Genomic DNA, 26,736 nt, shown 5'->3' on the forward strand with positions numbered 1-26,736 from the left:
GGCCATGGACTTCTCCCTTAGCGTCGAACAGCAGATGGTCCGCGACAGCGCGCGCGACTACCTCGCCGCGCACAGCGATTCGGAGGCGGTGCGGCGCGTGACCGAGGTAGGCCCGGCGCACGACGAGGCCCTGTGGCAAGCGGTCGCGGGCGAACTCGGCTGGTGCGGCATCGCACTGCCCGAAGCCGTGGGCGGCGCCGGCCTGGGCGCGCCCGGGCTGGTGCTGCTGCAGGAACAACTGGGCCAGCGCCTGGCCTGCGTGCCGTTCTGGTCCGCCGTGTGCGTGGCCGCCCCCTGGCTGCAGGCCAGCCTGGGCCCGCGTGGCAGCGCGCAGTGGCTGGAACGGCTGGCCTGTGGCGAGCTTCGTGCCGCCGCGGTGCTGCCGGACGATGGCCGCTGGCAGTATGACGGCGCCGTGATTGGCGCGCAGGCAAGCACGGATGGCTTCGTGCTGCGTGGCTGCGCTGCCCAGGTGGCCGATGCCGTCGGCGCTGACTGGCTGCTGGTGCCGGCCCGACTCGAAGACGGCGTGCCTGCGCTGTTCCTGCTGGAACCGACAGCACTGGCACAGGATGCGCGATTCATGCTGGCGCCGCTCGATACGCTGGACCGCACGCGGCCGCTGGCCGCGCTGCGGCTGGACGGGCTGCCGGTGCCCGCCAGCGCTTGCCTGGCGCGCGCGGACGCGGCGGCCTCCGGCCTGGCCCATGCCTGGTGGCACGGCAAGCTGATGCTGGCGGCGGAGCAGCTTGGCGCGGCCCAGCAATGCCTGGACCTGACCGTGGCCTATGCCTCGGAACGGATCCAGTTCGGCCGCACCATCGCTTCATTCCAGGCGGTCAAGCACCGCTGCGCGCAGATGATGGTGCTGGTCGAGGCAGCGCGCTCGGCAGTGTATGGCGCGGCGCAGGCGTGGGAAACGAGCGATGTGGCCGATGGTACCGGCATCCGCCTCGACATCGCCGCCGCATCCGTGGCCGCCGACGATGCCCTGCGCTTCTGCGCGCAGGAGGCCATCCAGTTGCATGGCGGTGTCGGCTTCACCTGGGAGTACGACCCCCAGCTCTATTTCAAGCGCGCGCAGGCCGCCAGCCACTGGCTGGGCGGTGCCGGCGCGGCGCTGGCGTATCTCGCAGCAAATGGCCCGCACGCCTGGAGGACAGCATGACAGCGAATCACGAGGCGGCATTTCGCGCCGAAGTCGCGCAGTGGATGGCCGCCAACCTGGCCGGCGAGTTCGCCTGCCTGAAGAACCGCGGCGGCCCCGGCGACGAAGAGGCCTATCCCGAACTGCGCAAGGCATGGGAGCGCCGGCTGGCCGAAGGCGGCTGGACCGGCCTGGGCTGGCCGCGCGCGCATGGCGGGCGCGAGCTGCCGGTCATGCAGCAGGTGATCTTTCATGAGGAATATGCGCGGGCGGCGGGGCCGGGGCGCATGGGCCATATCGGCGAGGGGCTGATCGGCCCGACCCTGGTCGCCTTCGGCACCGAGGACCAGAAGGCGCGCCTGCTGCCCGGCATCCTGAATGGCACCGCGTTCTGGTGCCAGGGGTATTCGGAGCCTGGGGCGGGCTCGGACCTGGCCAATGTGCGCACGCGGGCGGAGCGCGATGCGGCCAGTGGCGACTGGCTGGTGAGCGGCCAGAAGGTGTGGACCTCGCTCGCGCACGATTCGGACTGGATCTTCGTGCTGGCGCGCTGCGAGCCCGGCTCGCGCGGCAGCAAGGGCCTGATCTTCCTGATGCTGCCGCTGGACCAGCCCGGCATCGAGATCCGGCCGATCCGCCAGATGGGCGGTGGCGCCGAATTCAATGAGGTGTTCTTCGACGGCGCGCGTGCCGCCGCCGCCGATGTGCTGGGCGCGCCCGGCGATGGCTGGCGCATCGCCATGGCGCTGCTGGGCTTCGAGCGCGGCATCTCCACGCTGGGCCAGCAGATGCAGTTCACGCATGAACTGGAATGGGTGGCGCAGACCGCGCGCGACAACGGCAGCAGCCGCGACGCGCTGGTGCGCCAGCGCATTGCGCGCGCCTGGGCCGGCCTGCGCGTGATGCGCGCCAATGCGCTGCGCATGCTGGCAGGCGCGGCGCAGGCAGGCCAGGACGGTGGCACCGCGCTGCAGCGCGAGGCGCTGATCTACAAGTACTACTGGTCCAACTGGCACCGCGACCTGGGCCAGCTGGCGCTGGACGTGCTGGGCCCGCTGGCCAATGTGCTGGACGCCGGCGACACGCGCCGCACGCGGCTGCAGCAGATGGCGCTGTTCTCGCGCGCCGACACCATCTACGCCGGCACCAACGAAATCCAGCTCAACATCATCGCCGAACGCGGCCTCGGCATGCCGCGCGAAGCACGAGGACAGCCATGACCCTGAACACCGAAATCCCCAGCGCCCCAGCCTATGTGCCGGGCCATCAGCTGCTCGCCGGCAAGAGCGTGCTCATCACCGCGGCGGCGGGCGCCGGCATCGGCTTTGCCGCCGCGCGCCGCTGCGCGGAGGAGGGCTGCCGCGCGCTGATGATCTCCGATGTTCACCAGAAGCGGCTGGACGAAGCGGTCGGGCGCCTGCGCGCGGAAACCGGCCTGCAGGCGATCCATGGCCAGCTTTGCGATGTGTCGGATGAAGCGCAGGTGCGCGCACTTGTGGCCGCCGCCGAAGAAGTTTTGGGCGGAACCGACGTACTGATCAACAACGCCGGCCTGGGCGGCTCGCGCCGCCTAGTTGATATGGACGATGCCGAGTGGTCGCGCGTGATCGATATTTCCCTCACGGGCACCTTCCGCATGACGCGCGCGATGTTGCCGCACATGCAGGCGCGCCGGCGCGGCGCCATCGTCAACAACGCCTCGGTGCTGGGCTGGCGTGCGCAGAAGGAGCAGTCGCACTACGCCGCGGCCAAGGCCGGGGTGATGGCGCTGACGCGCTGCAGCGCGATGGAGGCCGCCGAATTTGGCGTGCGCATCAATGCGGTGGCGCCCAGCATCGCGCTGCATGACTTCCTGAAGAAGTCGGCGCCGGCCGACCTGCTGCGCCAGCTCAGCGAGCGCGAAGCCTTCGGGCGCGCGGCCGAGGTGTGGGAGGTGGCCAATGTGATGGTGTTCCTGGCCAGCGACTATGCCTCGTACATGACGGGCGAGGTGCTGCCGGTGAGCAGCCAGCGGGCTTGAAGGGAAACAGTTGGGACCGGGAACAACGCAGGAACCAGACATGCCAAGAATCTTCCGTTCTGCCGAAGACATCCACGCCGCCGTCGGCCAGCGCCTCGGCGAAAGCGCCTGGACCCAGATCACCCAGGAACAGGTCAACCAGTTCGCCAATGCCACCGGCGACCACCAGTGGCTGCACGTGGACCCTGAGCGCGCCGCGCAGGGCCCATACGGCGCCTGCATCGCGCACGGCTACCTGACGCTGGCGCTGGTCAACCAGTTCCTGCCGGAACTGGTCACGGTCGAAGGCATGAAGTGGGGCGTCAACTACGGCTGCGACAAGGTGCGCTTCCCGGCGCCGGTGCGCGTGGGCGCGCGCGTGCGCGGCGTGGGCGAGCTGGTGCGGGCCGAGACCTTGCAGGGCGGCGTGCAGTCGGTGGTGCGCATGACCGTGGAAATCGAAGGCGGGGACAAGCCGGCCTGCGTGGCCGAGACCATCAGCCGCTATTACTTCTGAACAGGAATCCAGAATGAAAGAAGCAGTCATTGTCGCCGTCGCGCGCACACCGATCGGCAAGGCCTTCCGCGGTGCCTTCAACGACACCGAGGCCCCGGTGCTGGGCGGCCACGTGGTGCGCGCGGTGGTGGAGCGCGCCGGCGTGGATCCGTCCGAGGTGGAAGATGTGCTGATCGGCGCGGCCGCGCAGCAGGGCACCCAGGGCTACAACCTGGGCCGCCTGTGCGCGGTGGCGGCCGGCCTGCCGGACAGCGTGCCCGGCATGACCATGGACCGCATGTGCGGCTCGGGCCTGATGACGATCGCGGCGGGCGCCCGCGCGATCCAGTGCGGCGAGGCCGACATCATCGTGGCCGGCGGCGCGGAATCCATCTCGCTGACGCAGACCAAGCACAAGAACAGCTACCGCGCCCAGTCCGAAGCGGTGCTGGCGCGGCAGCCGGCAGCCTATATGGCAATGATCGAGACCGCCGAGGTGGTGGCACGCCGCTACGGCATCAGCCGCGCCGAGCAGGATGCCTACGCCTGGCGCAGCCAGCAGCGCACCGCCGAGGCACAGCGGCGCGGTGCCTTCGACGACGAGATCGTGCCGCTGGAAACGCGCCGCGCGCTGTTCGACAAGGCCGGCACGCTGACCGGCCACGAGACCGTGCGGCTTGCGCACGACGAGTGCAACCGGCCCGATACCACGGCCAGCAGCCTGGAGGCGCTGAAGCCGGTCTGGAGCGGCGGACAGGCTGTGGCCGCCGGCGAGCACATCACCGCCGGCAATGCTTCGCAACTGTCGGACGGCGCCGCCGCGGTGCTGCTGATGAGCGCCGACGAGGCCCGCCGCCGCGGCCTGCGCCCGCTGGGACGCTACCGCGGCATGGCGGTGGCGGGCTGCGCGCCGGACGAGATGGGGATTGGCCCGGTGTTCGCCGTGCCCAGGTTGCTCGAGCGCCATGACATGACGGTGGCGGATGTGGGCCTGTGGGAGCTGAACGAGGCCTTTGCCTGCCAGGTGCTGTACTGCCAGCAGAAGCTGGGCATCCCGGATGCGCGGCTGAACGTCAACGGCGGCGCGATCTCGATCGGCCATCCGTTCGGCATGTCGGGTGCGCGCATGACCGCGCACGCGCTGATTGAAGGCCGGCGCCGCGGCGTGCAGCAGGCGGTGGTGACCATGTGCATCGGCGGCGGCATGGGCGCCGCCGCGCTGTTCGACATCCTGTAATCACAAGCAGCCCCTGCAGGGACCGGCCCGCAACGAGGCCGCCTGCCATCACTCCAACCGGAGGAGACATCATGAAACGACTGATCGGCGTCGCCATGTCGCTGGCCGTGCTGGCCACCGCGGTATGGGCCTTCGCGCCGCGCCCGCTGCCGCCGTTCGCGGCTACGACGCTGCGCCCGGACGGCCTGCAGGTCAACGGCATCGCGCGCGCCGGCGAGCGCCTGGTGGCGGTGGGCGAGCGCGGCCAGATCCTGTTCAGCGACGACCAGGGCCGCAACTGGCGCACGGCCGTCGTGGATCATCCGCAAGGCGCCGCGCTGACCCAGGTGGTCTTTGCCGACAGCCGCCACGGCATGGCGGTCGGGCACAGCGGCTGGATCCTGCGCACCGAAGACGGCGGTGCCCACTGGCAGCAGGTGGCCTTCGACGCGCGCTCGTCCGATCCGCTGCTGGGCGCCTGGGCGCAGGCGGGCGGCCCGTGGTTCGCGGTCGGCAGCTTTGGCCGCTTCCTGGTCTCGCGCGACCAGGGCAGGCACTGGGAGGCGGCCGCAGACAAGGCCATGCAAGACCGCCACCTCAACGGCATTGCCGGCGATGGGCAGGGACGCCTGATGCTGGTCGGCGAAGCCGGCCTGGTGCTGCGCTCGCCCGACGGCGGCAGCCGCTGGGAGGTGGTGAAGTCCCCCTACGAGGGTTCGCTGTACGGCGTGCAGCCGCTGCGCGACGGCGCCTGGCTGGCTTTCGGCATGCGCGGCAACGCCTTGCGCAGCGAGGACTTCGGCGCCACCTGGCAGGCCGCGGACACTGGCCTCAAGACCTCGTTCTTCGGCGGCGTCGAGCTGCCCGATGGCCGCATCGTGCTGGCCGGGCAGGGTGGCACGCTGGTGATGTCCGCCGACGGCGGGCGCCAGTTCACCGCCTTGCCCGCCGGCAGCCCGCAGACCCTGGCCGCGCTGGCCCCTGCCGGCAAGGACACGCTGGCGCTGGGCGGCAATGGCGGCCTTGCCGGCGCCACGCTCGCCGCCAACCCCCGCTGACCCTGCCTGACCCTGGCTAACCGAATGCGAGAACGATCATGACCCGCCCCCATTCCTCCGGCCGCCTGGGCCGCCTTGTCGATGCCTGTGCCAGCCTGCTGATGCACCGGCGCCGCCTGCTGCTGGTGCTGTGCCTGGCCGTGACCGTGGCGCTGGGCGTCTCGGCCACGCGGCTGCGGCTCGATCCCGGCTTCAACAAGATGATCCCGCTGCAGCACCGGTACATGCAGGTGTTTACCAAGTACGCGAGCACCTTCTCCGGTGCCAATACGGTGCTGCTGAGCCTGCGCTGGAAGGGCGACGGCGACATCTATAACGCGGCCTTCATGGACAAGCTGCGCCGCGCCACCGATGACGTGTTCTTCATTCCCGGCGTGGACCGGTCGCGCGTGTTCTCGCTGTTCACGCCCAATGTACGCTACACCGAGGTGACGGAGGCGGGCTTTCGCGGCGACGTGGTGGTTCCGGGGCGCTTCTCCGGCACGCCGGCCGAGCTCGATAAGGTGCGCCGCAACGTGGCGCGCTCCGGCCAGATCGGCCGCCTCGTCAGCAACGACCTGAGGTCCGCGCTGATTCGCGCGGAGCTGCGTGAGACCGATCCGGCCACCGGCAAGACCATCGACTACGGTTCGGTCGCACGCCAGCTGGAGAAGATCCGCGGGGAATTCAGCGGCACCGACGTCGAGGTCAATATCGTCGGCTTTGCCAAGCTGGTGGGCGATGTGGAAGAGGGCATCGCCGGCGTGATGGGCTTCTTCGCGCTGGCCTTCGCCGTGACTGCGCTGCTGCTGTGGCTGTACACGCGCTCGCTGCGCATCACGCTGCTGTCGCTGGTGGTGGCGCTGCTGCCCGTGGCCTGGCTGCTGGGCCTGCTGCCGCTGCTGGGCTACGGCATCGACCCAATGTCGATCCTGGTGCCGTTCCTGATCTTCTCGATCGGGGTCTCGCACGCGGTGCAGATGACCAATGCCTGGAAGCAGGAAGTGGTGCAGGGGCATGGTGCGCTGGACAGCGCCAGCGCGGCCTTCCGCAAACTGTTCATCCCCGGCACGGTCGCGCTGCTGACCAACGCGCTCGGGTTCATGGTCATCATGCGCATTGAGATCGACATCGTGCGCGAGCTTGGCATCACGGCCTGCCTGGGTGTGCTGCTGATGATCGTGACCAACAAGGTGTTCCTGCCGATCCTGCTGTCGTACACGCAGCTGGAGCCGTCGGCGCTGGCATCGGCGCAGGCCCGGCGCGCGCAGGGAACCGGCGGGCTGTGGCAGAAGTTCGGCGCGCTGGCGCGCCCGGGACCGGCGCTGGGGGTGTTCGTGGCCGCGCTCGCGCTGCTGGCGGCCGGCGCCATCGATTCACGCGGCCTGAAGATCGGCGATGTCGGCAGCGGCGCACCGGAACTGCGCGCGGATTCGCGCTACAACCGCGATAGCGCCAGCATCGTGAGCCAGTACAACATCGGCTCGGATGCACTGACCGTGGTGGTGGAGCCCACCGGCTTCGACGACGGCTGCCTGCACTACCCGGTGATGAGTGCGGTGGAACGCTTCGAGATGCATATGCGCGGCGTGTCCGGCGTGCAGTCGGTAGTGAGCGTGTCATCGCTGGCCAAGGTGGTGATCGGCGCCTACAACGAGGGCAACCCGCGCTGGGAGGCGCTGCCGCGCAGCAGCGAGGGCCTGAGCCAGGGCGCCAAGGCCTTCGACCCGGACAACGGCATGAATACCTCGAACTGCCAGGCCATCCAGGTGCTGATCTACACGGCCAACCATGAGGGCGCCACCATCGCCCACATCATCCGCGAGATCCGCCGCTTCACCGCCGCCGACAAGACCCCCAAGGTGGCGTTCCGCCTGGCCGGGGGCAATATCGGCGTGATGGCGGCCACCAATGAGGCCGTGGAGGAAGCCGAAGTGACCATGCTGCTGTCGATCTTCGGCGCGATCACGCTGCTGTGCCTGCTGACGTTCCGCTCGTGGCGCGCGGTGCTGTGCATCATCGTGCCGCTGACGCTGGTGTCGGTGCTGTGCAATGCGCTGATGGCGCGGCTTGGCATCGGGCTGAAGGTGTCGACGCTGCCGGTCATCACACTGGGCGTGGGCGTTGGCGTGGACTACGGCATCTACCTGTATGAGCGCATCCAGCACCAGATCCGCGAGGAAGGACAGGCCTTGCCGCAGGCCTTTGCCGAGGCCATGCGCCAGCGCGGTTCGGCGGCGCTGTTCACGGCGCTGACGATGTGCATCGGCGTGGGCACCTGGGCCTTTGCCGCGCTCAAGTTCCAGGCCGACATGGGGATCCTGCTGGCCTTCATGTTCCTGGTGAACCTGTTCGGTGCGGTATCGTTGCTGCCGGCGCTGGCTGCGTGGCTGGGGGTGGAGGAAGAAGAGCGTGCACGCGTGGCCGCCGGTGGTGCCGGTGGCGCCGCGCGCGGCGAGACGGTGCCGCCGGCGCACGCCTTGAAATCCGACGTGGTATAGGGCCGATGTCCCGGAGAAACAACATGCACGATAACCAGGCTTCCGCGGCGGCGGCATTCACGCCGGTCCGCATCGGCCCGCTCACGCTGCGCAACCGCTTGATCAAGGCCGGCGCCAACGAGGGCATGACGCCGCAGGGCCTGCCGACCCAGGCCCTGGTCAGGCACCACCGCGAGCTTGCCGCGGGCGGCGTGGGCATGACCACGGTAGCGTATGCGGCGGTGGCCGACGACGGCCTGACTTTCTCGCACCAGCTCAGCATGCGCCCGGAGCAGGTTGCGCCCCTGCGCGTGCTGACCGATGCCGTGCATCGCGATGGCGCTGCGGCCTGCCTGCAGATCACCCATGCGGGCTCGTTCACCACCATGCGCCACGGCGGCAGCCGCGCGCCGGGCAGTGCTTCGGCCGGACTCAATGCCTTTGGCATGCTGCATGGCGTGTATTTCCAGCGTGCCATGCGCGAGGCGGACATGGCACGCGTTGCCGGCCAGTTCGCCGCGGCAGCGCGTCTGGCGCGCGAAGCCGGCTTCGATGCGGTGGAAATCCACATGGGGCACGGCTACCTGCTCAACCAGTTCCTGTCGCCGCTGAGCAACCGGCGGCGCGATGCGTTCGGCGGCGGCGTGGAGAACCGCACCCGCTTTCCGGCCGCGGTGCTGCGCCAGGTGAAGGACGCGGTCGGCGCCGAGCTGGCGGTCTGCTGCAAGCTGAGCGTCAGCGACGGCGTGCCGGGCGGCAACGAACCTGCGGATTCCGCCGTGACTGCGCGCCTGCTGGAGGCGGAAGGCGCCGACCTGCTGACCCTCAGCGGCGGGCGCAACGTGGAGAGCCCGTGGGCGCTGTTCGGCAGCCCCATGCCCACGGCGCAGATGAAGGCCGCCGCACCGACCGCGGTGGCGCGCTTCGGCATCACCATGCTGGAAAAGCGTACGCCGCGCGCGCTGGCCTTTCGCGAGCTGTATTTCCTGGAAGCGTCGCGCGTGGTGCGGCGGGCGGTGCGCATGCCGCTGGCCTATATCGGCGGCGTCAAGTCGATCGGCAATGTCGCGCAGCTGATGGAAGAGGGTTTCGACTGCGTCGCGCTGGCGCGCGCGCTGATCCACGATCCCGCGCTGGTCGCCAACTGGCGCAGCGGTGCGGTGGCGCATTCGGCCTGTGACAGCTGCAATGGCTGCGTGGCCCGGATCTACGATCCGGCCGGCGTCAGTTGCGTGCACGGCCCGGGCAATGATCCGGCTCTGACCAGGATTGCCGCGCTGCAGTAGTCCGATGGGACGATGAGCCGCCGGCCAGACGCTCTTATCTTGAAGGTCCCACGGGAATTCAAGGAGACAGACGCCATGACCGCTGACGGCAACCAGACTGGCTACAAGGCCGGCTACAAAATCGAATCACGCCCGCCCGAGGCCCGCTTCGCGCGCGGCTGGCATTGCCTCGGCCTGGCCGATGGCTACCGCGACGGCGTGCCGCACACGCTGAATATCTTCGGCCGGCGCCTGGCGGCATTTGCCGACTCGACCGGCGCGATTCGCGTGATCGACGGCTACTGTCCGCACATGGGGGCGGACCTGAGCACCGGCACCGTGCAGGGCGACAACCTGGTCTGCCCGTTCCACGGCTGGCAATGGGGCGGCGACGGCGGCTGCAAGTCCATCCCTTACTGCAAGCGCGTGCCGCCCAAGGCCCGCGTCGGCGCCTGGGAGACCTGCGAGCAGAACCGGCTGCTCTTCATCTGGCACGATCCCGAAGGCCGCCCGGCCCCCCCCGAGGTGGCGATCCCGCGCATCGAGGCCTGCTTCTCATCGGATTGGTCGGACTGGGCCATCGACGAGATGCTGATCCGCACCAACTGCCGCGAGCTGGTCGACAATATCTCTGACATGGCGCATTTCGGCACGGTCCATGGCGCGCCGGTGGACTACTTTGCCAACCTGTTCGAAGACCACAAGGCCACGCAGCTGATGATCGGACGCAGTGCTCGGCTCTCCGGCGATGCACAGCTGACGGCGCTGTCCACGTACTTCGGGCCCGCGTACCACATCACCGAGATGAGCGGACAGATGGGCGACCAGCAGATCCACTCGATCCTGCTCAACTGCCATGTGCCGATCGACCTCAACAGCTTCGCGCTGCGCTACGGCGTGCTGGTGAAGAAGATCCCGGGGCTGTCCGAGGAACAGAACCGTGCCATGGCGCAAGCCTATGTGGAGCAGGCCAAACAGGCCTTCTACGAGGACGTGGCGATCTGGGACAGCAAGATCCGCATCGACAACCCGCTGCTGTGCGAAGGCGACGGGCCCATCTACCAGATGCGTGACTGGTACCAGCAGTTCTACACCGACGTGGAACAGGTGCGGCCGTCCAGCGTGGCACGGCGCACGTTCGAGCTGAACCCGGGCGGCATCGAGCCGCCGGCGCTGCGGCATGTGTTCGAGGCCTGATCGACACCGTCATGGAACTCAACCACATGAAAACCGTAGTTATTACCGGAGCCGCGTCCGGCATGGGTGCGGCCGTGCGCCAGCGCATGCTCGCGGACGGCTGCCGGGTCATCGGCATCGACCTGCGCGATGCCGACATCCTTGCCGACCTGTCCAACCCGCAGGGCCGCGCGGCCGCCATCGACGCCGTACTGTCGCGGTCGGGTGGCCGCATCGATCAGCTGGTCTGCTGCGCCGGCCTGGGCCCGCATGTCGAACCCGCCACGCTGGTGGCATCGGTCAACTACTTCGGCGTGGTGGCGCTGCTGGATGGCCTGTTCGAGGCGCTGCGCCAGGGCTCGGATCCGTGCGCCGTGGTGGTGTCGTCCAATTCGGCCACGCTCCAGTCCTGGGAGGGCAGCCCGCTGCGTGATGCCTACCTTGCCGGCGACGAGTCCGGCGTGCGCGCGATGGTGGCAGCCGCCGCGGCGGCGGAAGCCACCCGGGACCAGGCTGGCTATATTGCCTATGCCAGCTCCAAGCATGCGGTGGCGGCGGCCGCGCGGCAACGTGCTGCCGCGTGGGGCCAGGCCGGCGTGCGCCTCAACGTGGTCGCGCCGGGCGCGGTGGAAACGCCGCTGCTGCAGGCAGGGCTGAAGGACCCGCGCTATGGCGACGCCATCCGCGATTTCCTGCCGCCGTTGGGCCGCCGTGCCCAGCCTGAAGAGGTGGCCGCGCTGATCGTCTTCCTGTGCGGGCCGCAGGCGGCCTACATCCATGGCAACGTGGTGTTCATCGACGGCGGCCTGGATGCCGCGCAGCGACCGCTGAACTTCTGATCTCCTGGTCAATGGGGCATCCGCCGCGGCTCGCGGCGGATGCCCCATTTTTATTTGATGGCGTTCCGGACTTACGCGACCACGACATCGTCCTGCATCCGGCGTTCGCGTTCGCCGGGATACAGGGCTTCCTTTTCGAGGTAGAAGCAACCGGCGCAGCCCGGGTTGCAATCGGAGCGGCTGGGCTTTGCCATGTAAAAACCCCCAAAAGTCGTCTCCGACTTCTGGGGGCAGTTCAGGGCGGGGAGGGGAGCGCGACCGGGCGCCAAAGGCTGCGCCCGGCCGGATATCACGATCGGATCAGGTACCCGACCCACGCGCGGCGTCCGGGGAGAAGAACGCCTCGTTGAATTCCGGACTGTTGTTCAGCGTTGCCATCGGGCCTTCGTTGGTCAGGCGGTCCGCCAGGTAGGCACCCGAAATCAGGTCATGGTAGAACACCGTGGTCGGATAGTAGCGGCGTGCATCATAGGTGTACACCGAGGCCTGGAGATTGGTGCGCCACAACTGGCCGCGGCCATCGTAGTTGTCGGCCGCCAGGGCTAGCCAGCTGTCTTCGTCGAGATACAGGACGCGCTTCGCATACTGGTGCCGGAAACCGGACTTGAGCGTTGCTTCCAGTACCCATACCCGATGCGGTTCATAGCGCATGACGTCCGGATTAGCGTGGCCATTCGTGAGCAGCTCCTTGTACTTGACGGAAGTGCTCAGCAGCTTGTAGTTGTGGTACGGGACGAAGATCTCTTTCTTGCCGACGATCTTCCAGTTGTAGCGTTCGCCCGAGCCGTTGAAGAGCCGGTCGTCGTCCACGGTGCGGAAGCCGCCGGGGCCCTGGGGCTGGTCAAAGCCGAATTCCGGCGCCTGGCGCACCCGCCGCGTGCCCGGGTTGTAGATCCACGTGCGGTTGGTGTCAGAACCCTCCTGGTCCCAGACCGCGTAGCCAACGATCACCTGGCCGCGGTCACGCAACGGCAGGTCCGTGGCGGTGCGGAAGAAGGAGCGCTCGTTGATGGCGTTGTGCGGGTCGAACTTGCCGTTATTGCGCGGCGACAGGATGCTGTATGAGACGCGTCCCCACGCGATCGAGCCGTTCGGATAGACCACGGCCTGGTCGAACTGCGCCTTCTCGGTGCCGATGGCCGACGAGAAGCGCTGGTTCCACAACAGCTCCATCGCGGTTTTCGGAATCGGGTAGGGAACCTGGGGTCCCGCTTCCTTCAGGCCGTTGGCATCGCTCGTCATGCTGACGGTGGCGGCGTAGGTGCGGATGTCCTTGTAGACGGCGTCCTCATACCGGAAGTCGCGATGGCTGGGGTAGACCGGCATCTTGAAGGTGTCGGGGTACTTCTTGAACAGCGCCTTCTGCCCGTCGCTGAGCCGCTCGGCATACTGCGCCATGTTCTGCGCGGTGATGACGAACAGCGGCTTCTCATCGGCATACGGGTCCGGATAGCGTTCGCCGCGCTGGTATTTGACATGGGCCGGCGTGCCCAGCCACTTGCCGGACCATGCCGGGACCTCGCCGTCCTTGCTGGCGGCACGCTCGGCGCCCATCGGCGTGAGGGGGCCATCCAGTTGCTTGAGTTCCTCCGGGGTGACCTTCGCCCACGATGCCGCCGCCAGGGCCATGCTGGTGAGCAGCAGGCCACCGCGTATCAGTTGTCTTGTGCTGGATTTCATTGAAGTCTCGCTCCTTGTAAAGAGGAATTGCCGGCGCTGGCTGTGCCTGTGCCTGTGGTGACAGCGTAGTGATGGCGCGGCGGCGGGGAATCGTTGGAACGGACTAGTGGATTTCCCTAGCCTCCGGCGTGGCGGAGGGCTGGGTGTGGCGCGGGGGGCCAATCCGGGTGGCGTGCCAGCATCCCGCGAGGATTGCGGGAGCGTACCGGGGCGGTACGGGAAGGGGAGGGGGAGCGGGAGCTGAAACGGCGCGAGGCCGGGCAAGTGCCCGGCCTCGCGCCAGCGTGCGGCCAGCGGCCGCAGCCAGGGTCAGGCTTCCATCACTTCGCCGAAGCGCTGCAGATGGTAGTCGCTGTCGCCCAGCAACTGGTCCAGCATGGTCAGGCGCTTGAAGTAGTCGCCCACGGACAGCTCATCCGTCATGCCCATGCCGCCATGCAGCTGCACGGCCTGCTGGCCGACGAAGCGACCGGCACGGGCCAGCGTCACCTTGGCCGCGGACAGCATGCGGCGGCGCGTGGCGGGATCGGCCTCGTCCAGCGCCTGGACTGCGACGTAGGCCATCGACAGCGCCAGTTCCTTCTGCACCAGCATGTCGGCCATGCGGTGCTGCAGTGCCTGGAAGCTGGCCAGCGGCTTGCCGAACTGCTGGCGCGTGCCCAGGTACTCGGCGGTGATCTCGATCAGCTTTTCCATGGCGCCGGCGCCCTCGGCGCACAGCGCGGCAACGCCATGCTCCAGGCCCACGCCCAGCGCGGCCAGGCCGTCAGCGGGCTCGCCCACCAGCGCGCTGGCCGGCACGGTCACGTCCTGCAGCGACAGGTCGGCGGCGCGCAGGCCGTCGATGGTGGGATAGGCGGTGACGCCCAGGCCCTTGCTGTCGCGCGGCACCAGGAACAACGCAATCTCATTGCTGCCGGCCACGCGCGCGGTCAGCAGGTAGGCGTCGGCGGCACCGCCGTGCCAGACCACGCTCTTGATGCCGTTGAGCACGTAGCCGTCGCCGCTGCGCTCGGCGCTGGCGCGGGCCGATTCCGGGCGGTAGCGGGTGGTCGGCTCCAGGTAGGCCAGCGTGACGATGCGCTCGCCCGAGGCGATCGCGGGCAGCCATTCTTCCTTCTGCGCGGCGCTGCCGTGGGCGGCCAGGATGGCCGCGGCCATCACGCCGCTGGGCGTGACCGGCTCCAGCACCAGGCCGCGGCCCAGTTCGCGCTGCACCACCAGCTGGCTGGCGGGGCCTTCGCCGAAGCCGCCGAAGTCGGCCGGCACGGTCAGGCCCAGCACGCCCATTTCAGCGAGCTTGTTCCAAATGCCGCGATCCAGGCTCTCGCCTGCGCGCGCGCTCTTGCGGCGGGCCTCGAACGTGTATTCGGTATCGATGAAGCGACGCAGGCTGTCCGCCAGCATCTGTTGCTCTTCGCTGTAGGTGAAGTCCATGTCAGCTATCCCTTCAGAAACCCAGGATCATCTTGGAGATGATGTTCTTCTGCACTTCGGTCGCGCCGCCGTAGATCGAGGTCTTGCGCATGTCGTAGTAGGTGGAGGCGGCAGGGGCGGCCCAGTCAGGGCCCGCCACCGGCTGCGTCGCGCCCGGCTCAAGCCATTCCGGCGAATACGGCCAGGCGTTGGGGCCGGCCACTTCCATCATCAGCATGCCCAGGTCCTGCTGCACCTCGGAGCCGCGGATCTTGACGATTGAGGCCTCGGGGCCGGGGGTGCCGGCGGCCTGCGTGGCGACGCGCAGCAGCAGCATTTCCAGCGCCATGATGTCCATCTCGACGCGGGCGATCTTGTCGCGCATGCGCACGTCTTCGATCAGCGGGCGGCCGGCGCCGTCGGTGGCCTGGCTGGCGTAGTGCTTGAGCAGGCGCAGCTCGCGGTGGCAGTGGCCGATGCCGGCAATGCCGGTGCGCTCATGGCCGAGCAGGTACTTGGCATAGGTCCAGGCGCGGTTCTCTTCGCCGACCAGGTTCTCGACCGGCACTTCCACGTCTTCGAACCAGGTCTCGTTGACGTCATGGCCGCCGTCGAGCGTCTTGATCGGGCGCACCGTCACGCCGGGCGACTTCATGTCGATCAGCAGCATCGAGATGCCTTCCTGGGCCTTGGCCTCCGGGTCGGTGCGCACCAGGCAGAAGATCCAATCGGCAAAGTGGGCCATGGTGGTCCAGGTCTTCTGGCCGTTGACGATGTACTTGTCGCCCTTGCGCACCGCGCGCGTCTTCAATGAGGCCAGGTCGGAACCCGAGCCCGGCTCGGAGTAGCCCTGGCACCAGAAGTCGTCGATATTGGGGATGCGCGGCAGGAAGCGCTGCTGCATCTCGGGGCTGGCGTACTTCATCAGCACCGGCCCGATCATGGTCAGGCCGAACGGCAGCATGCGCGGCGCGCCGGCGCGGAAGGTCTCGATCTCGAAGATCAGGCGCTGCAGCGCGGTCCAGCCGGTGCCGCCCCATTGCCTGGGCCAGGTCGGCGCACCCCAGCCGCGGGCCTGCAGGATGCGGTGCCAGCGGATGTAGTCGTCCTTTTCCACGCGCTGGTGGTTGAGTACCTTGTTGCGGATGTCTTCCGGCAGGCTGGCCTGCGCGAATGTGCGGACCTCCTCGCGGAAGGCCTGTTCCTCGGCGGTGAAACGCAAATCCATCTGAATGTCCCCTGTGGTACGCGGGCCGCGCGGCGCTTTTGGCTCAGCCTGGTTGTGCGGTGCGTCAAAGCGGCGGCCCTCACTGTGCCGGCCGATTGTAGGGGCCGGGCGCGATTCCTTGCTTCATCAATGATAAAGCCGTCCTTCGTGGAGGCGGAACCACCTGCGCCGGGTGGTGGCGGGGCGGACGGCGGCTGGCCAGTGGCGTTGACGAACACGGCCTTAGTGAATTCCAAATGGCTCCGGCACGGGGCTTGCCGCAAACTGATGCAGCCAGTTTCATGTGGCCGGGTGCATTCCGCCGCATATCCGACTCAGCCTGCATCGAGAGACCCACCAGCACCATGTCTTCCTTCCGCCCCGAATATATCCACGACATCCCCCGCTACTGGGCCGCGCAGACGCCCGACGCGCCGTGCCTGCACGAGAACGGCGCCGTCATCAGCTACGGCGAGCTGTGGCGGCGCATCGAGGCCGCCCGCGACTGGCTGGCGGCGCAGGGCGTGGGCGAGGGCGACCGCGTGATGGTGGTCGGCGAGAACTGCAACGAGATGGTGGTCACGCTGTTCGCCAGCAGCCTGCTGCACGCCTGGCCGATCCAGGTCAACGCGCGCCTGTCCGCGCGCGAGATCGACAATATCCGCGATCATGCGCAGCCGGCGCTGGTGCTGTTCACCGGCCATGTGTCCGACGTGGCCGCGGCGCACGGCGAGCGGCTGGGCGCACAGGCCACCGGCTGCCCAGTGTTCGACGCTGGCATGCGGGTGGTGCGCGCGGCCACCCCGCCGCAGCGCGAGCCGGCCGGGCTGGCCCGCAGCGTCGCCACGCTGATTTATACCTCCGGCACCACCGGTGCGCCCAAGGGCGTGATGGTGCCGCATGCGGGCCTGACGCAGTTTGCGCGCATCTCCGCCACGCGCGACATGGGCCCGGCCGACGTGGCCTACGGCGCCTTGCCGATGTCGCATATCTTCGGCATTGCCACGGTGCTGATGGCCACGCTGTATGCCGGCGCCAGCCTGTTCCTGCGCCCTCGCTTCGACGCCAATGAAGTGTTCGAGTCGCTGGCGTCGCCCGGCGTCACTATCCTGCAGGGCGTGCCGACCATGTTCACGCGCATCATGGCGGTGGCGCCCACCGTCGGCGCGAAGCCCGGCGCCTATCCGCGCCTGCGCTACCTCTATACCGGCGGCGCGCCGCTGGACCCCACGCTCAAGCGCGAGGTCGAAACCCTGTTCGGCCAGGCGCTGCACCATGGCTACGGCATCACCGAATACGCCGGCTCGCTCTTCATCACGCGCATGGAAGCCCCGCGCGCCGACTGCTCGGCCGGCTATATCGTCGAAGGCGTGGAGATCGAGATCACCGATGCCGAAGGCAAGCCGCTGCCCGCCGGCGAGCGCGGCCAGATCCGCGTGCGCGGCCCGGGCGTGATGCTGGGCTACTACCACAACCCCGAGCAGACCGCCGAGGCGCTGCTGCCCGGCGGCTGGCTCAACACCGGCGACCTGGGCTACCTGGATGCCGACGGCGCGCTGTTTATCTCCGGCCGCTCCAAGGACCTGATCATCCGCTCCGGCTTCAACGTCTACCCGATCGAGGTCGAGTCGGTGATCAACGCCTTCCCCGGCGTGCGCCAGTCGGCCGTGGTGGGACGCACCACCGCCGACGGCAACGAGGAAGTGGTGGCCTTCATTGAAATGCAGGACGGCGCCGAGCTTGACCGCAAGGCGCTGGACACCTACCTGCGCGAGAGCCTGGCCCCGTACAAGCGCCCGGCCGAGGTCCGCACCGTCGAGGTGATTCCGACCACGGCGAGCGGCAAGCTGCTCAAGCAGCCGCTGCGCGCCTTGCTCGATTAAGCGCCCGCCGGGCATGCTGGCCCCGGGCAATATCAGCCATACCTGGAGGAGACAACAATGAAGACATGGACGACACTGGCAGCCCTGACCGCCACGCTGCTGGTGCAGGGCGCGGCGTGGGCCGCCGACGCCTACCCGTCGCGGCCGGTCAAGCTGCTGGTGGGCTACGCGCCCGGCGGCCCGGTCGACACCGCCGCGCGCATCTATGCCGAGCAGCTCGGGCGCGCGCTCAAGCAGCCGGTGGTGGTGGACAACCGTGCGGGCGCCAGCGGCGCGATCGCCGCCGACATGACCGCCAAGGCGGCGCCGGACGGCTACACGCTGTATTTCGTCGCCAGCCCGACCATGACCATGACCCCGCTGATCCAGCACTCGGTCAACTTTAACCCGGTCAAGGACTTTACCTATATCGGCCTGATCACCGATTACACCAACGTGTTGCTGGTGAACAAGGACTTCCCGGCGAAGAACGTGGGCGAGCTGGTCGACTATGCGCGCAAGCACCCTGAGGGGGTCTCGTTCGGCTCGGCCGGCATTGGGGCATCGAACCATCTGTCCGCGGAACTGCTGGCTCAGATGAACAACGTGAAGATGCTGCACGTGCCGTACAAGGGTAATGCGCCGGCCATGGCTGACGTGATGAGTGGCAAGGTGACGTTCATGTTCGACATTACCGGGACGGCCATCGGGCATATCAATGGCGGCAAGGTGCGTGCGCTGGCGGTTACGTCGAAGACCCGCAACCCGGCGCTGCCGAACGTGCCGACCATGATCGAGTCGGGGCAGAAGGGCTATGACCTGACTGGCTGGTATGCGCTGGTGGGGCCGCAGAAGCTGCCGGCGGATGTGGTGGACAAGCTGGTCAAGGCGCAGAAGGCGGTTGGGGAGGATGCTGCTTTCCGGCAACGTATGACGGCGGGGGGGTATGACGTCAATATCAGCACGCCGAAGGCGCTGGGGGATCGGATTCAGCGGGAGCTGGCGCTTTGGGGTGGGGTGGTGAAGGCGGCGAAGATTCAGGCGGATTGAGGGGGGAGGGGCTGGATGGGGGTGGGGGTCTTGGCTGGCGTGTGGTTCTTGACTAGCGTGGGCTGTTTCGCCGGCGTAGCCGGCGACCTACTTTCTGTCCGAGCGACAGAAAGTAGGCAAAGAGCGCGTCGCCTGGGGGCGGCTGGCCATAAATTGCACGGTGTTGGTCATATGGCGGCGGTGCTTGCCGTTTTGCGTGGTTGCGGAGGTGTCAGGAATTCTGTGTGCTGAGGTCGGTTAAATAAATCTCAGCGTAGGGCGTTGGTGAAGCGGTCACCGAAGAGAATGGCGAACTGGTTGGCCGCTTGTTTCCAGGTGATGGGCGGCATCTTCCAATCTTTCTCGATGTTGCGCAAGGCCAGGTAAAGCAGCTTGCTGGCGGCTTCGTCGCTGGGGAAGTGGCCCCGGTTCTTGACGATCTTGCGCAACTGCATGTGCATGCTCTCGATGGCATTAGTAACCGGCATGATAGGAACCGGTGCCCGTCCTCTCCTCACCGCGTAACTTGGTGTATGGTTCGACCATCCGGGACAAGGGGCACCGGGGAGCACTTCGGGTGGGCAGGCCGTTCATATACGTTGAGCTGCGAGCTCGTGTTAGTAGTTGGCCGCCCCTGCGACCCGCCCGGTTGCGCTGCGAGCGCGAATCCGTAGTTGTCGTGCTGTCCCCCCGGCTCCCATTTGCGATGTTTCCCATGGGAGACGCCAATGCGAGTGATAGGACTGGATGTATCGCGATCGGTGGCCGAAATCGCCTATTTGGAGAACGGCCTGCTACGCGCCGGCGGGCGCGTCGGACTGCGACGCGACGAGCTGGAACGCTTTGCTGACAAGCTGAAGCCCGACGACCACGTGGTACTCGAGGCGACCGGCAACACGATCGCCATCGCGAACGTACTGACAGGTCATGTCGGCAAGGTGATTGTCGCCAACCCCTTGCAAGTCCGCCTGATCGCTGAAGCCCGCGTGACGACGGATAAGATCGATGCGGCAATCCTTGCGCAACTCTATGCGAGTGGCTTCCTGCCCGAGGTCTGGATTCCAGACGAGGCCACGCAAGCGATGCGGCGGCAGGTGTCGCGCCGCGCCCAGATCGTGCGGCAGCGGACGCGGCTCAAGAATGAGATTCACGCTGTCCTTGCCGCCCATCTCATCGAACGGTGTCCCGCCACAGACCTGTTTGGCAAGAAAGGGCGGGCCTGGCTGAGCCTGCAGCAGCTACCCATGGACGAGCGCATCGGGATCGACCAGCGGTTGCATGAGCTCGACCGGCTGGCAGAGAATCTGCAGCAGGTTGAGCGCGTCCTGGCCCAATCCGCTATTCTGGACGACAGGCTGCGCAAGCTGCTGACCATCACCGGCATCAACACCACCGTTGCGATCGGGTTGATCTCGGCCATTGGCGATATCGCTCGCTTTCGCTCGCCGGAGAAACTGGTCAGCTACTTTGGCCTCAATCCTTCGGTCTACCAATCCGGCTTGCAACCAGCAAAGCACGGACACATCAGCAAGCGCGGACATTCCTATGCGCGTGCCATGCTGGTCGAGGCTGCCTGGGCCGCGGCCCAAACGGCCGGCCCCGTCCGAGCCTTCTTCCTACGTATCCGGGATCATCGCGGTCAGCAGATCGCGGCCGTTGCCACGGCACGCAAGCTGGCGATCATCGTCTGGCACGTCCTCATGCGTAACGAATCCTTCGCCTGGGATCGCCCGGCGCTCACTGCGCGCAAGGCCCGTGAGCTGGAACTGCAGGCAGGCAGGCCTCCTGCGCGTCGCGGTAGCCGCAAGGGGTCTGCCGCCGCCTACAATCTGAAGTCCGTCCGGGATCTGGAGCGTGCGGCCGGCGAGCAAGCCGAGCAGGCTTACCAACGCCTGTTCTCGCGCTGGAAGCAGGCGCGACCGCAGGCAAGTGCGGTACGCGCTCCGTGGCCACCGATACGGACGCCATAAACGACCGAAAGCACACCGGGCGCTTGTCAACTTCATCCGTGGTGTAGATGATTCTGCGCACTTCCGGCGGATAGGCGAAGAACGGGATGACCTGCTCCCATTGCCGCCGCCACATGTCGGCCACCGTCGGGAATTTGCGGCCCCAGTCGCTGCCGGCAAAGGCATCCAGCGCAGTGGCAGCGGCATCGGCCGTGGCAGCCTGGTAAATCGGCTTGAGTGCGGCCGCCAGGCCCTTGCGATCCTTCCAGCTCGCCAGGTTGAGCGAGTTGCGGATCAGGTGGACGATGCAGGTCTGGATTTGCGCGGCCGGGTAGACGGCCTCGATGGCCTGGGGGAAGCCGCGCAGGCCATCGACCACGGCGATCAGGATGTCCTCCAGGCCGCGGTTCTTCAGTTCGTTGAAGACCTTGAGCCAGAACTTGGCGCCTTCGGTCTGCTCGATCCACAGGCCGAGGACTTCCTTGCGCCCATCGGCGCGGATGCCCAGCGCGAGGTACACCGCCTTGTTCCTGACGGTGCCTTCGTCGCGGATCTTCAGGCGCAGCGCGTCGAAGTAGACAATGGGGTACATCGCCTCCAGCGGGCGCTGCTGCCATTGTTCGACCTCGGCCAGCACTTCGTCGGTGATGGTGGAAATCAGGTCAGGCGAGACCTGCAGCCCATACAGTTCCTGCAAATGGCCCTGAATCTTACGCACGCTCATCCCGCGTGCATACATGCTGATTACGTGGTCGTCGAAGCCGGACAGCCGGCGTTGGTACTTGGCGACCAGTTGCGGCTCGAAGGTGGCTTGCCGGTCGCGCGGAATGTCCAGTTCCAGCTCGCCGTTGGGCGTGATGACGGTCTTTGCACTGCTGCCGTTGCGGTGATTGCCGCTCTTGCCTTGCTTGGCCTCGCTGGCCAGATGGTGCGTCAGTTCGGCGGCAAGCATACGCTCGGCCAACTGCTTCTTGAGCAAGCCGGCCAAGCCTGATTCTTTCGATATCGTCTCATGACCTCAACACACAAGAAATCTGACAGGCTCGTGGTTGCCCGTTCGACCCAGCTACGCTCCCTGTCTGGTGCCTACGTCCACGGACTATTGGACGAACCCGATTAGGCTATTGGCAACCTGCTAACCAGGTCATCGGTGGGACGCCTTCGGCTGCGCTGCGCGCACTCAGTATCGCAGGTCGGGTGCCCAGGCACGGAATGCGTCGCTGCTGGCCCGCCACCTCAAGTGAGAATGAGCGGCGGGCCTCCACTTCTACGTTACAGAGGTCAGCAATGCACCAGTCCAACATCGAACCCGATGCCTTCACCCCACCTCGACTTGATGATTCGCTTTCGTGGTTCAGTCCCGAAACCCGCCGCGCAGCGCGTGAAGACGCGCTGCCTGTTCCTCGGCAACTCTTGCTATTGAATCTGTTGGATCAGGCCGATGCGGTTCCGCGAGGCGCGGCCTGCGTGCTGACGTTGGTTACGCACAGCGAATGTGACGCACAGGAAGAGGGAAGCGTAGCCTTGCGGCCGGCTACGTTGGATGCCTTGCGAGGGCTCTGCCGGGCCTCCCTTGGATTGTTGGCCGACAGGGTAGAAGAAGTCGCGGAGGGAATTGAGGAGGCGATGGTCGGGTAACCAATCGCGGCCCATGATGTCGGGTCGGCGGAAGCAGTTGGCCAAAGTCCGACCTTTCCAAAGCCAGAGATGACTGCATGCGACGCATATCGCATGCAGTTGGCATTCAATGGGAATACCGACACCGCAAGAATCCATCCCGCGCCGTGCCGCCGGGCACGAAGCACGCCGAGGACTCGTCCGGGGAACTGACCTCCCGAAGGGACGGAAGGACCATCTGTGGCCGTGTCTGCATGGGTTCTGCTGGCCGCAATTTTGGTATAAAATTTTATACGGATTGTGGGATGGAGAAAGAGATTCGCTGGGTCGGGTCAGCCTACGACGACCTGCTCGCTTTCCCCGCGGAGGCCCGCCAGCAGGCGGGATTCCAGTTAGGCAAGGTCCAGGCGGGGCTGGAACCAGAAGACTGGAAGCCCTTTGACGACATAGGTACTGGCACTCGCGAGATTCGCCTGCGTGATGCGGGAGGGAATTTCGAGTGATGTACGTCGCCAAGTTCGAGGAAGCCGTGTACGTCCTGCACTGCTTCCAGAAGAAGACGCAGGCGACGAACCTGAAGGACAAGCGCATCGCCGAGGCTCGCTATCGAGCTATCGCCAACGCGAGGAAAGGCAAGTCATGAAGATCGACACTGAGATCCGCCACGTAACCAAGCCAGTCGCCAATCTGTTCCTGGAACTGGGGTTTTCGCCCGAGGAAGCCAAGCGGCTGCAGGCGGCGTCGAAAAAGCAGATCAACGACACGAAGCTGCTCAAGGAACAGCTCATGGCCGAACTGGCGGCATGGATTGAGCAACACCACCTGAAACAGGCGGAGGCCGCCGAGATCCTGAGGGTGTCTCGTCCGCGCGTGTCGGACGTAGTGAACCGAAAGACGGCCAAATTCACCATCGACACGTTGGTTGAAATGTTGAGCCGCATTGGCAAGCCCGTCCGCTTGGCAATCGGCCGGTAAGCCAGGGGCGCGCAGTAGCGGCGCGCCGCAAACCTGGCAAACGTATGCATGAGCCCACTGATTCATTTAGATGGCAGGCGCTGGCCAGTCTCAGTGAATCAGTGGACTAGACTTCTCTCCGTCACCTCGCCCCTACTGCTAGCAGGAAACAGAAGGAAAGCAGCCGCCTGCAGCATCCGCGGCCCTTGCCTTTTACCCTTCCACCTCCGCCCACCCCTGCATCGCCTGCCCGCCAGCATTATCGCCAGTCCACAGCACCAGCCGCCCAGCCTGCGCCGGATCGGCTGCGCCGCCGACGATGATGGTGTCCTGGTCGAACAGCGGCGCCAGCCCGCGGAAGCCAAAGCGGCGCACGCGCGCCTGCGGTTGCTCGCGCGCCACCAGGTCCAGCATCAGCATGGCCTGCATCGGCCCGTGCACCACCAGGCCGGGGTAGCCCTCGACCTCGCGCGTGTACTGGCGGTCATAGTGGATGCGGTGGCCGTTGAAGGTCAGTGCCGAGTAGCGGAACAGCATCACCGGGTCTGCCTGCAGCGTGCGCTGCCACTGCGCGGTCTGCTCCAGGCGCGGGCGCGGCGGCTGCGGCTTGGACGGGTCGGGCATGGCGCGGTAGACGATATCGTGGCGCTCGTTGACGGCAGTCTTGCCGTTGACGGTCAGTTCGTGATCGACGGCGACAAACCACAGTTCACCGGTGCGCCCGGTCTTGTACTGCACGTCCTTGATGGTGGAGGTACGCGTGACGGTATCGCCGATATGCAGCGGATGGCCGAAGGTCAGTTCGCTGCCGGCCCACATGCGGCGCGGCAGCGGCACCGGCGGCATGAAGCCGCCCAGGGTGGGATGGCCGTCGCGTCCCAGTTCATGCTGCGGCGCGCGCGGCAGGAAGTAGAGCCAGTGCCACAGCGGCGGCAGCGGGCCGGCGGCAACGGCCTCGGGGTCGAGGTCGAAGGTGGCGGCGAGGCCGGTCACCGGTTCCGGCGACAGCGTTTCGGTGCGCGATTCGCTGCGGCCGATCCAGCCGCGCAGGCGTTCGAGTTCAGGAGTGGCGTCAGTCATGACAGTAGGCCTTGTAATGCGTGAAGGTTGTCGGGCGGCGGGTTATTGCGCTAGTGCCAGCAGCCGGCGAGCCTGCTCGATCACGGGCCGGTCCACCATCTTGCCATCGACCTGCACCGCATGGCTGCCGCTGGCGGTAGCTTCCAGCACGCGGCGGGCCCAGTCGAGCTGCTCGGGGCTGGGCAAGAAGCCTGCGCGTACCGCGCCCAGCTGGGCCGGGTGGATGCAGAGCTTGCCGGCAAAGCCGAGTTCGCGCGCATAGGCAACGTCGCTGGCCAGCACGGCTTCATCCTTCAGCGCGGTGGTCACGCCGTCGACCGGCGGCGGCAGCCCTGCCACGCGTGAGGCCAGCACGATGCGCGCGCGTGCAAAGGCGAGCGCGTCGCGCGTGTGGCTGCAGCCCAGGTCGACCGCATAGTCGAGCGAGCCGAAGGCAAGACGTGCGACGCCGGTGGCCACGGCGTCGATCTGATGCAGACCGAGCGCGGTTTCGATGATCGCGACAAGCTCGCCCTGCGGGTTGATCGCATGCAGGGCCTGCGCGATGGTGGCCAGCGCTGCGGCATCTTCTGCCTTGGGCACCAGCAGGCCGGCCAGCGCGGTGCCCGGCGGCAGCGCGCGCAGCCAGGCCAGGTCGGCGGCAAAGGATTGCGAGGCGCTGTCGTTGATGCGGACAAAGGCGTTGGCCGCGGGCCGTCCGGCCAGCCAGGCAGCGATGGCTTCGCGCGCGGCGGGCTTGGCGTCCGGATGGACCGCGTCCTCGAGGTCCAGGATCATCACATCGGGGCCGGCGGCCGCGGCCTTGTCGAAGCGTTCCGGCCGGTCGCCCGGCACGAACAGGTAGGTGACTGCAGTGGACATGTCTTGGTTCTCAGCCTGCGGCGGGCAGCCAGTCGTTGACGTTCGGGGCCTGTTCCAGCGCCCACACGCGCTGGATGATGGCACGCATTTCGGCATCGCTTGCGCCGTGGCGGAACGCGCCCAGTTGCAGCGCTTTCGCTTCCAGTTCCGGGCGCGACAGGGTGTTGTCGGGATCGCCCTTCGGTACGTCGACGCGCGCCGCCAGCGTGCGGCCGTCGGTGGTCCTGACGGTCACGCGGCCGATCCACTGGCGCGGGTAGGCGGCGTTGATCTCGGCATCCAGTTCCATGCCGACCTTGCCGCGGAAGGCGGTCACCTTCGGGTCCTGGAGCGCATGCTGCTCGAACTCGCCCAGGCCCGCATGGCCGTGCACGGCCACCAGCCCCAGCACCGTGCCCATCGAGAACTTGGCCTGGTGGATGGTGGTGGGGTTGACCACGGGGCCTAGCACGTCGATGGCGCCCTGGTGCACGTGCGTGGTGACGCTGGCGACCTGGTCGGCGCTGATGCCTTCGCGCTCCATCAGCGCCTTGAGCGCATCGGCGGCCGGGTGCGTGTGGCGGCATGAGGCGAAGAACTTGAACGAGGTCTCGGCGGTGGCCCAGCGCGTGCCCAGGCCGTCGGTCAGGCAGGCGGGGTTGGCATCGCTCGACATGCCGGCAGCCATGCCCTGCGCGCCTTCCAGGATCTGCTTCGCGCCGGTGAAGCCGGCCCGCGCGAGCCACGCCGACTGCAGGCCATCGGCCGCGGCCTTGGCGGTATGCAGCTGCTTGGAGTCGGCGGCGTCGCGCAGGAATTCCCACAGGCCCGCGGCCTGCGTGCCGGCCGAGCCCAGTGCCTGGTTGATGCCTTCTGCATCCAGGCCGTAGAGCTTGGCCACGGCGGCGGCGGCGGCCAGGGTGCCCACCGTGCCGGTGGTGTGGAACACGCGGTAGTGCGAACGGCCCATGAATTCGCCGATGCGGATCCCGGCCTCATAACCGGCGATCGAAGCCAGCAGCACTTCGGCGCCGGTCTTGCCCTCGGCCTGCGCGGCTGCCACCACGGCGGGGAACACCACCGCGGCCGGGTGCAGCACCGAGCCGTTGTGCACGTCGTCCTGCTCGACCACGTGCGAGGAGGCGCCGTTGATCAGCGCGGCAAAGTAGGGCGAGGTGCGGCGGCGGTCCACCAGCACTTCGGCGCCGCCTTGCGCCGGACCCATGGCCGCGGCGAACTCCTGCAGCTTGCGCACGGCGGGCGCGTCCTTGCCGGCGATGGCCGAGGCGATCCAGTCCAGGAACAGGTCCTTGGTGCGCTCGATCACGGGCGCGGGCACGTCGGCCAGCTTGAGGTCGGCCAGGAAGTCGCAAAGCTGGCGGGTCGGGTAGGTGGTGTCTGCGGGTTGGCTCATGCCGGCTCCGGAGATTGAGTAGGGGCTTGCGGA

General features: G+C 67.4%; 22 protein-coding genes and 3 pseudogenes. 16 read left to right on the forward strand and 9 right to left on the reverse strand.

Annotated features, from left to right (window positions below; all coding sequences use genetic code 11):
• The first annotated feature begins 4 nt into the window (after positions 1 to 4).
• From KB879_RS20765 to KB879_RS20810, 10 genes are all read left to right on the forward strand, one after another.
• Positions 5 to 1,168 carry an acyl-CoA dehydrogenase family protein gene (locus KB879_RS20765; RefSeq protein ID WP_211979697.1) on the forward strand — a complete coding sequence of 388 codons (1,164 nt, stop codon included), beginning with the start codon at positions 5 to 7 and terminating at the stop codon, positions 1,166 to 1,168.
• On the forward strand, positions 1,165 to 2,367 hold the full coding sequence (locus tag KB879_RS20770; RefSeq protein WP_013952307.1) for an acyl-CoA dehydrogenase family protein: 1,203 nt from the start codon (positions 1,165 to 1,167) through the stop codon (positions 2,365 to 2,367). Before KB879_RS20765 ends, KB879_RS20770 begins: the two co-directional genes overlap by 4 nt.
• The gene (locus KB879_RS20775; RefSeq protein WP_013952308.1) at positions 2,364 to 3,167 is read left to right on the forward strand and encodes an SDR family oxidoreductase; all 804 of its coding nucleotides are present in this window, start codon (positions 2,364 to 2,366) and stop codon (positions 3,165 to 3,167) included. The genes KB879_RS20770 and KB879_RS20775 overlap by 4 nt, the downstream gene beginning before the upstream one ends.
• A 40-nt stretch (positions 3,168 to 3,207) precedes the next feature.
• Positions 3,208 to 3,663: a MaoC family dehydratase gene (locus tag KB879_RS20780; protein WP_010813969.1), complete on the forward strand. Its 456-nt coding sequence runs from the start codon at positions 3,208 to 3,210 to the stop codon at positions 3,661 to 3,663.
• Positions 3,664 to 3,676: 13 nt separating this feature from the next.
• Positions 3,677 to 4,879, forward strand: a complete 1,203-nt coding sequence (locus KB879_RS20785; protein ID WP_211979698.1) for an acetyl-CoA C-acyltransferase — start codon at positions 3,677 to 3,679, stop codon at positions 4,877 to 4,879.
• 71 nt (positions 4,880 to 4,950) lie between these two features.
• A complete protein-coding gene (locus KB879_RS20790; protein ID WP_013952310.1) occupies positions 4,951 to 5,916 on the forward strand; it encodes a YCF48-related protein in 966 nt (321 codons plus the stop codon).
• 38 nt (positions 5,917 to 5,954) lie between these two features.
• Entirely contained in the window at positions 5,955 to 8,396 is a 2,442-nt protein-coding gene (locus KB879_RS20795; RefSeq protein ID WP_211979699.1) for an RND family transporter, read from the forward strand.
• An 86-nt stretch (positions 8,397 to 8,482) separates the two neighbouring features.
• Positions 8,483 to 9,661 (forward strand): NADH:flavin oxidoreductase, encoded by a 1,179-nt coding sequence (locus KB879_RS20800; RefSeq protein WP_371827419.1) that lies wholly within the window; start codon positions 8,483 to 8,485, stop codon positions 9,659 to 9,661.
• Positions 9,662 to 9,736: 75 nt separating this feature from the next.
• Positions 9,737 to 10,837: a Rieske 2Fe-2S domain-containing protein gene (locus KB879_RS20805; protein ID WP_013952313.1), complete on the forward strand. Its 1,101-nt coding sequence runs from the start codon at positions 9,737 to 9,739 to the stop codon at positions 10,835 to 10,837.
• Positions 10,838 to 10,863: 26 nt separating this feature from the next.
• Complete coding sequence (locus tag KB879_RS20810) at positions 10,864 to 11,655, forward strand: SDR family oxidoreductase (RefSeq protein ID WP_153953821.1); 792 nt, start codon at positions 10,864 to 10,866, stop codon at positions 11,653 to 11,655.
• 71 nt (positions 11,656 to 11,726) lie between these two features.
• Here the strand turns inward: KB879_RS20810 and KB879_RS40220 are convergent, their stop codons facing one another.
• The 4 genes from KB879_RS40220 to KB879_RS20830 all read right to left on the reverse strand — a co-directional run bounded on the left by KB879_RS40220 (position 11,727) and on the right by KB879_RS20830 (position 15,979).
• Positions 11,727 to 11,849, reverse strand: coding sequence for a hypothetical protein (locus KB879_RS40220; protein WP_013952315.1), 123 nt, complete (start codon positions 11,847 to 11,849; stop codon positions 11,727 to 11,729).
• Between the two features lie 106 nt (positions 11,850 to 11,955).
• Positions 11,956 to 13,335 (reverse strand): DUF1329 domain-containing protein, encoded by a 1,380-nt coding sequence (locus tag KB879_RS20820; protein ID WP_013952316.1) that lies wholly within the window; start codon positions 13,333 to 13,335, stop codon positions 11,956 to 11,958.
• A gap of 309 nt (positions 13,336 to 13,644) precedes the next feature.
• Complete coding sequence (locus tag KB879_RS20825) at positions 13,645 to 14,772, reverse strand: acyl-CoA dehydrogenase family protein (protein ID WP_211979700.1); 1,128 nt, start codon at positions 14,770 to 14,772, stop codon at positions 13,645 to 13,647.
• A 13-nt stretch (positions 14,773 to 14,785) separates the two neighbouring features.
• Positions 14,786 to 15,979 carry an acyl-CoA dehydrogenase family protein gene (locus KB879_RS20830; RefSeq protein ID WP_211979701.1) on the reverse strand — a complete coding sequence of 398 codons (1,194 nt, stop codon included), beginning with the start codon at positions 15,977 to 15,979 and terminating at the stop codon, positions 14,786 to 14,788.
• A 344-nt stretch (positions 15,980 to 16,323) separates the two neighbouring features.
• Between KB879_RS20830 and KB879_RS20835 the strand changes: the two genes are divergently transcribed.
• Both KB879_RS20835 and KB879_RS20840 read left to right on the forward strand, forming a co-directional pair.
• Positions 16,324 to 17,841, forward strand: coding sequence for a class I adenylate-forming enzyme family protein (locus KB879_RS20835; RefSeq protein WP_211979703.1), 1,518 nt, complete (start codon positions 16,324 to 16,326; stop codon positions 17,839 to 17,841).
• Between the two features lie 57 nt (positions 17,842 to 17,898).
• Positions 17,899 to 18,870 (forward strand): tripartite tricarboxylate transporter substrate binding protein, encoded by a 972-nt coding sequence (locus KB879_RS20840; RefSeq protein ID WP_211979704.1) that lies wholly within the window; start codon positions 17,899 to 17,901, stop codon positions 18,868 to 18,870.
• Between the two features lie 248 nt (positions 18,871 to 19,118).
• Here the strand turns inward: KB879_RS20840 and KB879_RS20845 are convergent.
• Positions 19,119 to 19,340: pseudogene (locus KB879_RS20845) on the reverse strand (transposase); the annotation flags it as partial.
• 252 nt (positions 19,341 to 19,592) lie between these two features.
• Between KB879_RS20845 and KB879_RS20850 the strand changes: the two are divergent.
• On the forward strand, positions 19,593 to 20,819 hold the full coding sequence (locus tag KB879_RS20850; protein WP_371827420.1) for an IS110 family transposase: 1,227 nt from the start codon (positions 19,593 to 19,595) through the stop codon (positions 20,817 to 20,819).
• Between the two features lie 25 nt (positions 20,820 to 20,844).
• Here the strand turns inward: KB879_RS20850 and KB879_RS20855 are convergent.
• Positions 20,845 to 21,804, reverse strand: a pseudogene (locus KB879_RS20855) (IS256 family transposase); the annotation flags it as partial.
• Between the two features lie 281 nt (positions 21,805 to 22,085).
• Between KB879_RS20855 and KB879_RS20860 the strand changes: the two are divergent.
• The 3 genes and pseudogenes from KB879_RS20860 to KB879_RS20870 all read left to right on the forward strand — a co-directional run bounded on the left by KB879_RS20860 (position 22,086) and on the right by KB879_RS20870 (position 23,390).
• Positions 22,086 to 22,436 carry a hypothetical protein gene (locus KB879_RS20860; protein WP_211979706.1) on the forward strand — a complete coding sequence of 117 codons (351 nt, stop codon included), beginning with the start codon at positions 22,086 to 22,088 and terminating at the stop codon, positions 22,434 to 22,436.
• A 284-nt stretch (positions 22,437 to 22,720) separates the two neighbouring features.
• A pseudogene (locus KB879_RS20865) lies at positions 22,721 to 23,058 on the forward strand (type II toxin-antitoxin system RelE/ParE family toxin).
• Positions 23,055 to 23,390, forward strand: a complete 336-nt coding sequence (locus KB879_RS20870; protein WP_211979707.1) for a helix-turn-helix domain-containing protein — start codon at positions 23,055 to 23,057, stop codon at positions 23,388 to 23,390. The pseudogene KB879_RS20865 and the gene KB879_RS20870 overlap by 4 nt, the downstream one beginning before the upstream one ends.
• 192 nt (positions 23,391 to 23,582) lie before the next feature.
• Here KB879_RS20870 and KB879_RS20875 read toward each other — a convergent pair whose 3' ends face one another.
• The 3 genes from KB879_RS20875 to KB879_RS20885 are packed head-to-tail and all read right to left on the reverse strand — an operon-like array spanning position 23,583 to position 26,703.
• A complete protein-coding gene (locus KB879_RS20875) occupies positions 23,583 to 24,449 on the reverse strand; it encodes a MaoC family dehydratase N-terminal domain-containing protein (protein ID WP_013952324.1) in 867 nt (288 codons plus the stop codon).
• Positions 24,450 to 24,491: 42 nt separating this feature from the next.
• Positions 24,492 to 25,310, reverse strand: coding sequence for a CoA ester lyase (locus KB879_RS20880; protein WP_013952325.1), 819 nt, complete (start codon positions 25,308 to 25,310; stop codon positions 24,492 to 24,494).
• 10 nt (positions 25,311 to 25,320) lie between these two features.
• On the reverse strand, positions 25,321 to 26,703 hold the full coding sequence (locus KB879_RS20885; protein WP_013952326.1) for an MmgE/PrpD family protein: 1,383 nt from the start codon (positions 26,701 to 26,703) through the stop codon (positions 25,321 to 25,323).
• Positions 26,704 to 26,736 lie beyond the last annotated feature (33 nt).

Origin of the sequence: Cupriavidus sp. KK10 (genome assembly GCF_018223725.1) — a bacterium.
GTDB lineage: Bacteria > Pseudomonadota > Gammaproteobacteria > Burkholderiales > Burkholderiaceae > Cupriavidus > Cupriavidus necator.

Bases quoted from the DNA above. Each gene is read 5' to 3' on its own strand.
- KB879_RS20765 (WP_211979697.1), top strand. From the start codon at position 5: ATGGACTTCTCCCTTAGCGTCGAACAGCAGATGGTCCGCGACAGCGCG.
- KB879_RS20770 (WP_013952307.1), top strand. From the start codon at position 1,165: ATGACAGCGAATCACGAGGCGGCATTTCGCGCCGAAGTCGCGCAGTGG.
- KB879_RS20775 (WP_013952308.1), top strand. From the start codon at position 2,364: ATGACCCTGAACACCGAAATCCCCAGCGCCCCAGCCTATGTGCCGGGC.
- KB879_RS20780 (WP_010813969.1), top strand. From the start codon at position 3,208: ATGCCAAGAATCTTCCGTTCTGCCGAAGACATCCACGCCGCCGTCGGC.
- KB879_RS20785 (WP_211979698.1), top strand. From the start codon at position 3,677: ATGAAAGAAGCAGTCATTGTCGCCGTCGCGCGCACACCGATCGGCAAG.
- KB879_RS20790 (WP_013952310.1), top strand. From the start codon at position 4,951: ATGAAACGACTGATCGGCGTCGCCATGTCGCTGGCCGTGCTGGCCACC.
- KB879_RS20795 (WP_211979699.1), top strand. From the start codon at position 5,955: ATGACCCGCCCCCATTCCTCCGGCCGCCTGGGCCGCCTTGTCGATGCC.
- KB879_RS20805 (WP_013952313.1), top strand. From the start codon at position 9,737: ATGACCGCTGACGGCAACCAGACTGGCTACAAGGCCGGCTACAAAATC.
- KB879_RS20810 (WP_153953821.1), top strand. From the start codon at position 10,864: ATGAAAACCGTAGTTATTACCGGAGCCGCGTCCGGCATGGGTGCGGCC.
- KB879_RS40220 (WP_013952315.1), bottom strand. From the start codon at position 11,849: ATGGCAAAGCCCAGCCGCTCCGATTGCAACCCGGGCTGCGCCGGTTGC.
- KB879_RS20820 (WP_013952316.1), bottom strand. From the start codon at position 13,335: ATGAAATCCAGCACAAGACAACTGATACGCGGTGGCCTGCTGCTCACC.
- KB879_RS20825 (WP_211979700.1), bottom strand. From the start codon at position 14,772: ATGGACTTCACCTACAGCGAAGAGCAACAGATGCTGGCGGACAGCCTG.
- KB879_RS20830 (WP_211979701.1), bottom strand. From the start codon at position 15,979: ATGGATTTGCGTTTCACCGCCGAGGAACAGGCCTTCCGCGAGGAGGTC.
- KB879_RS20835 (WP_211979703.1), top strand. From the start codon at position 16,324: ATGTCTTCCTTCCGCCCCGAATATATCCACGACATCCCCCGCTACTGG.
- KB879_RS20840 (WP_211979704.1), top strand. From the start codon at position 17,899: ATGAAGACATGGACGACACTGGCAGCCCTGACCGCCACGCTGCTGGTG.
- KB879_RS20860 (WP_211979706.1), top strand. From the start codon at position 22,086: ATGCACCAGTCCAACATCGAACCCGATGCCTTCACCCCACCTCGACTT.
- KB879_RS20870 (WP_211979707.1), top strand. From the start codon at position 23,055: ATGAAGATCGACACTGAGATCCGCCACGTAACCAAGCCAGTCGCCAAT.
- KB879_RS20875 (WP_013952324.1), bottom strand. From the start codon at position 24,449: ATGACTGACGCCACTCCTGAACTCGAACGCCTGCGCGGCTGGATCGGC.
- KB879_RS20880 (WP_013952325.1), bottom strand. From the start codon at position 25,310: ATGTCCACTGCAGTCACCTACCTGTTCGTGCCGGGCGACCGGCCGGAA.
- KB879_RS20885 (WP_013952326.1), bottom strand. From the start codon at position 26,703: ATGAGCCAACCCGCAGACACCACCTACCCGACCCGCCAGCTTTGCGAC.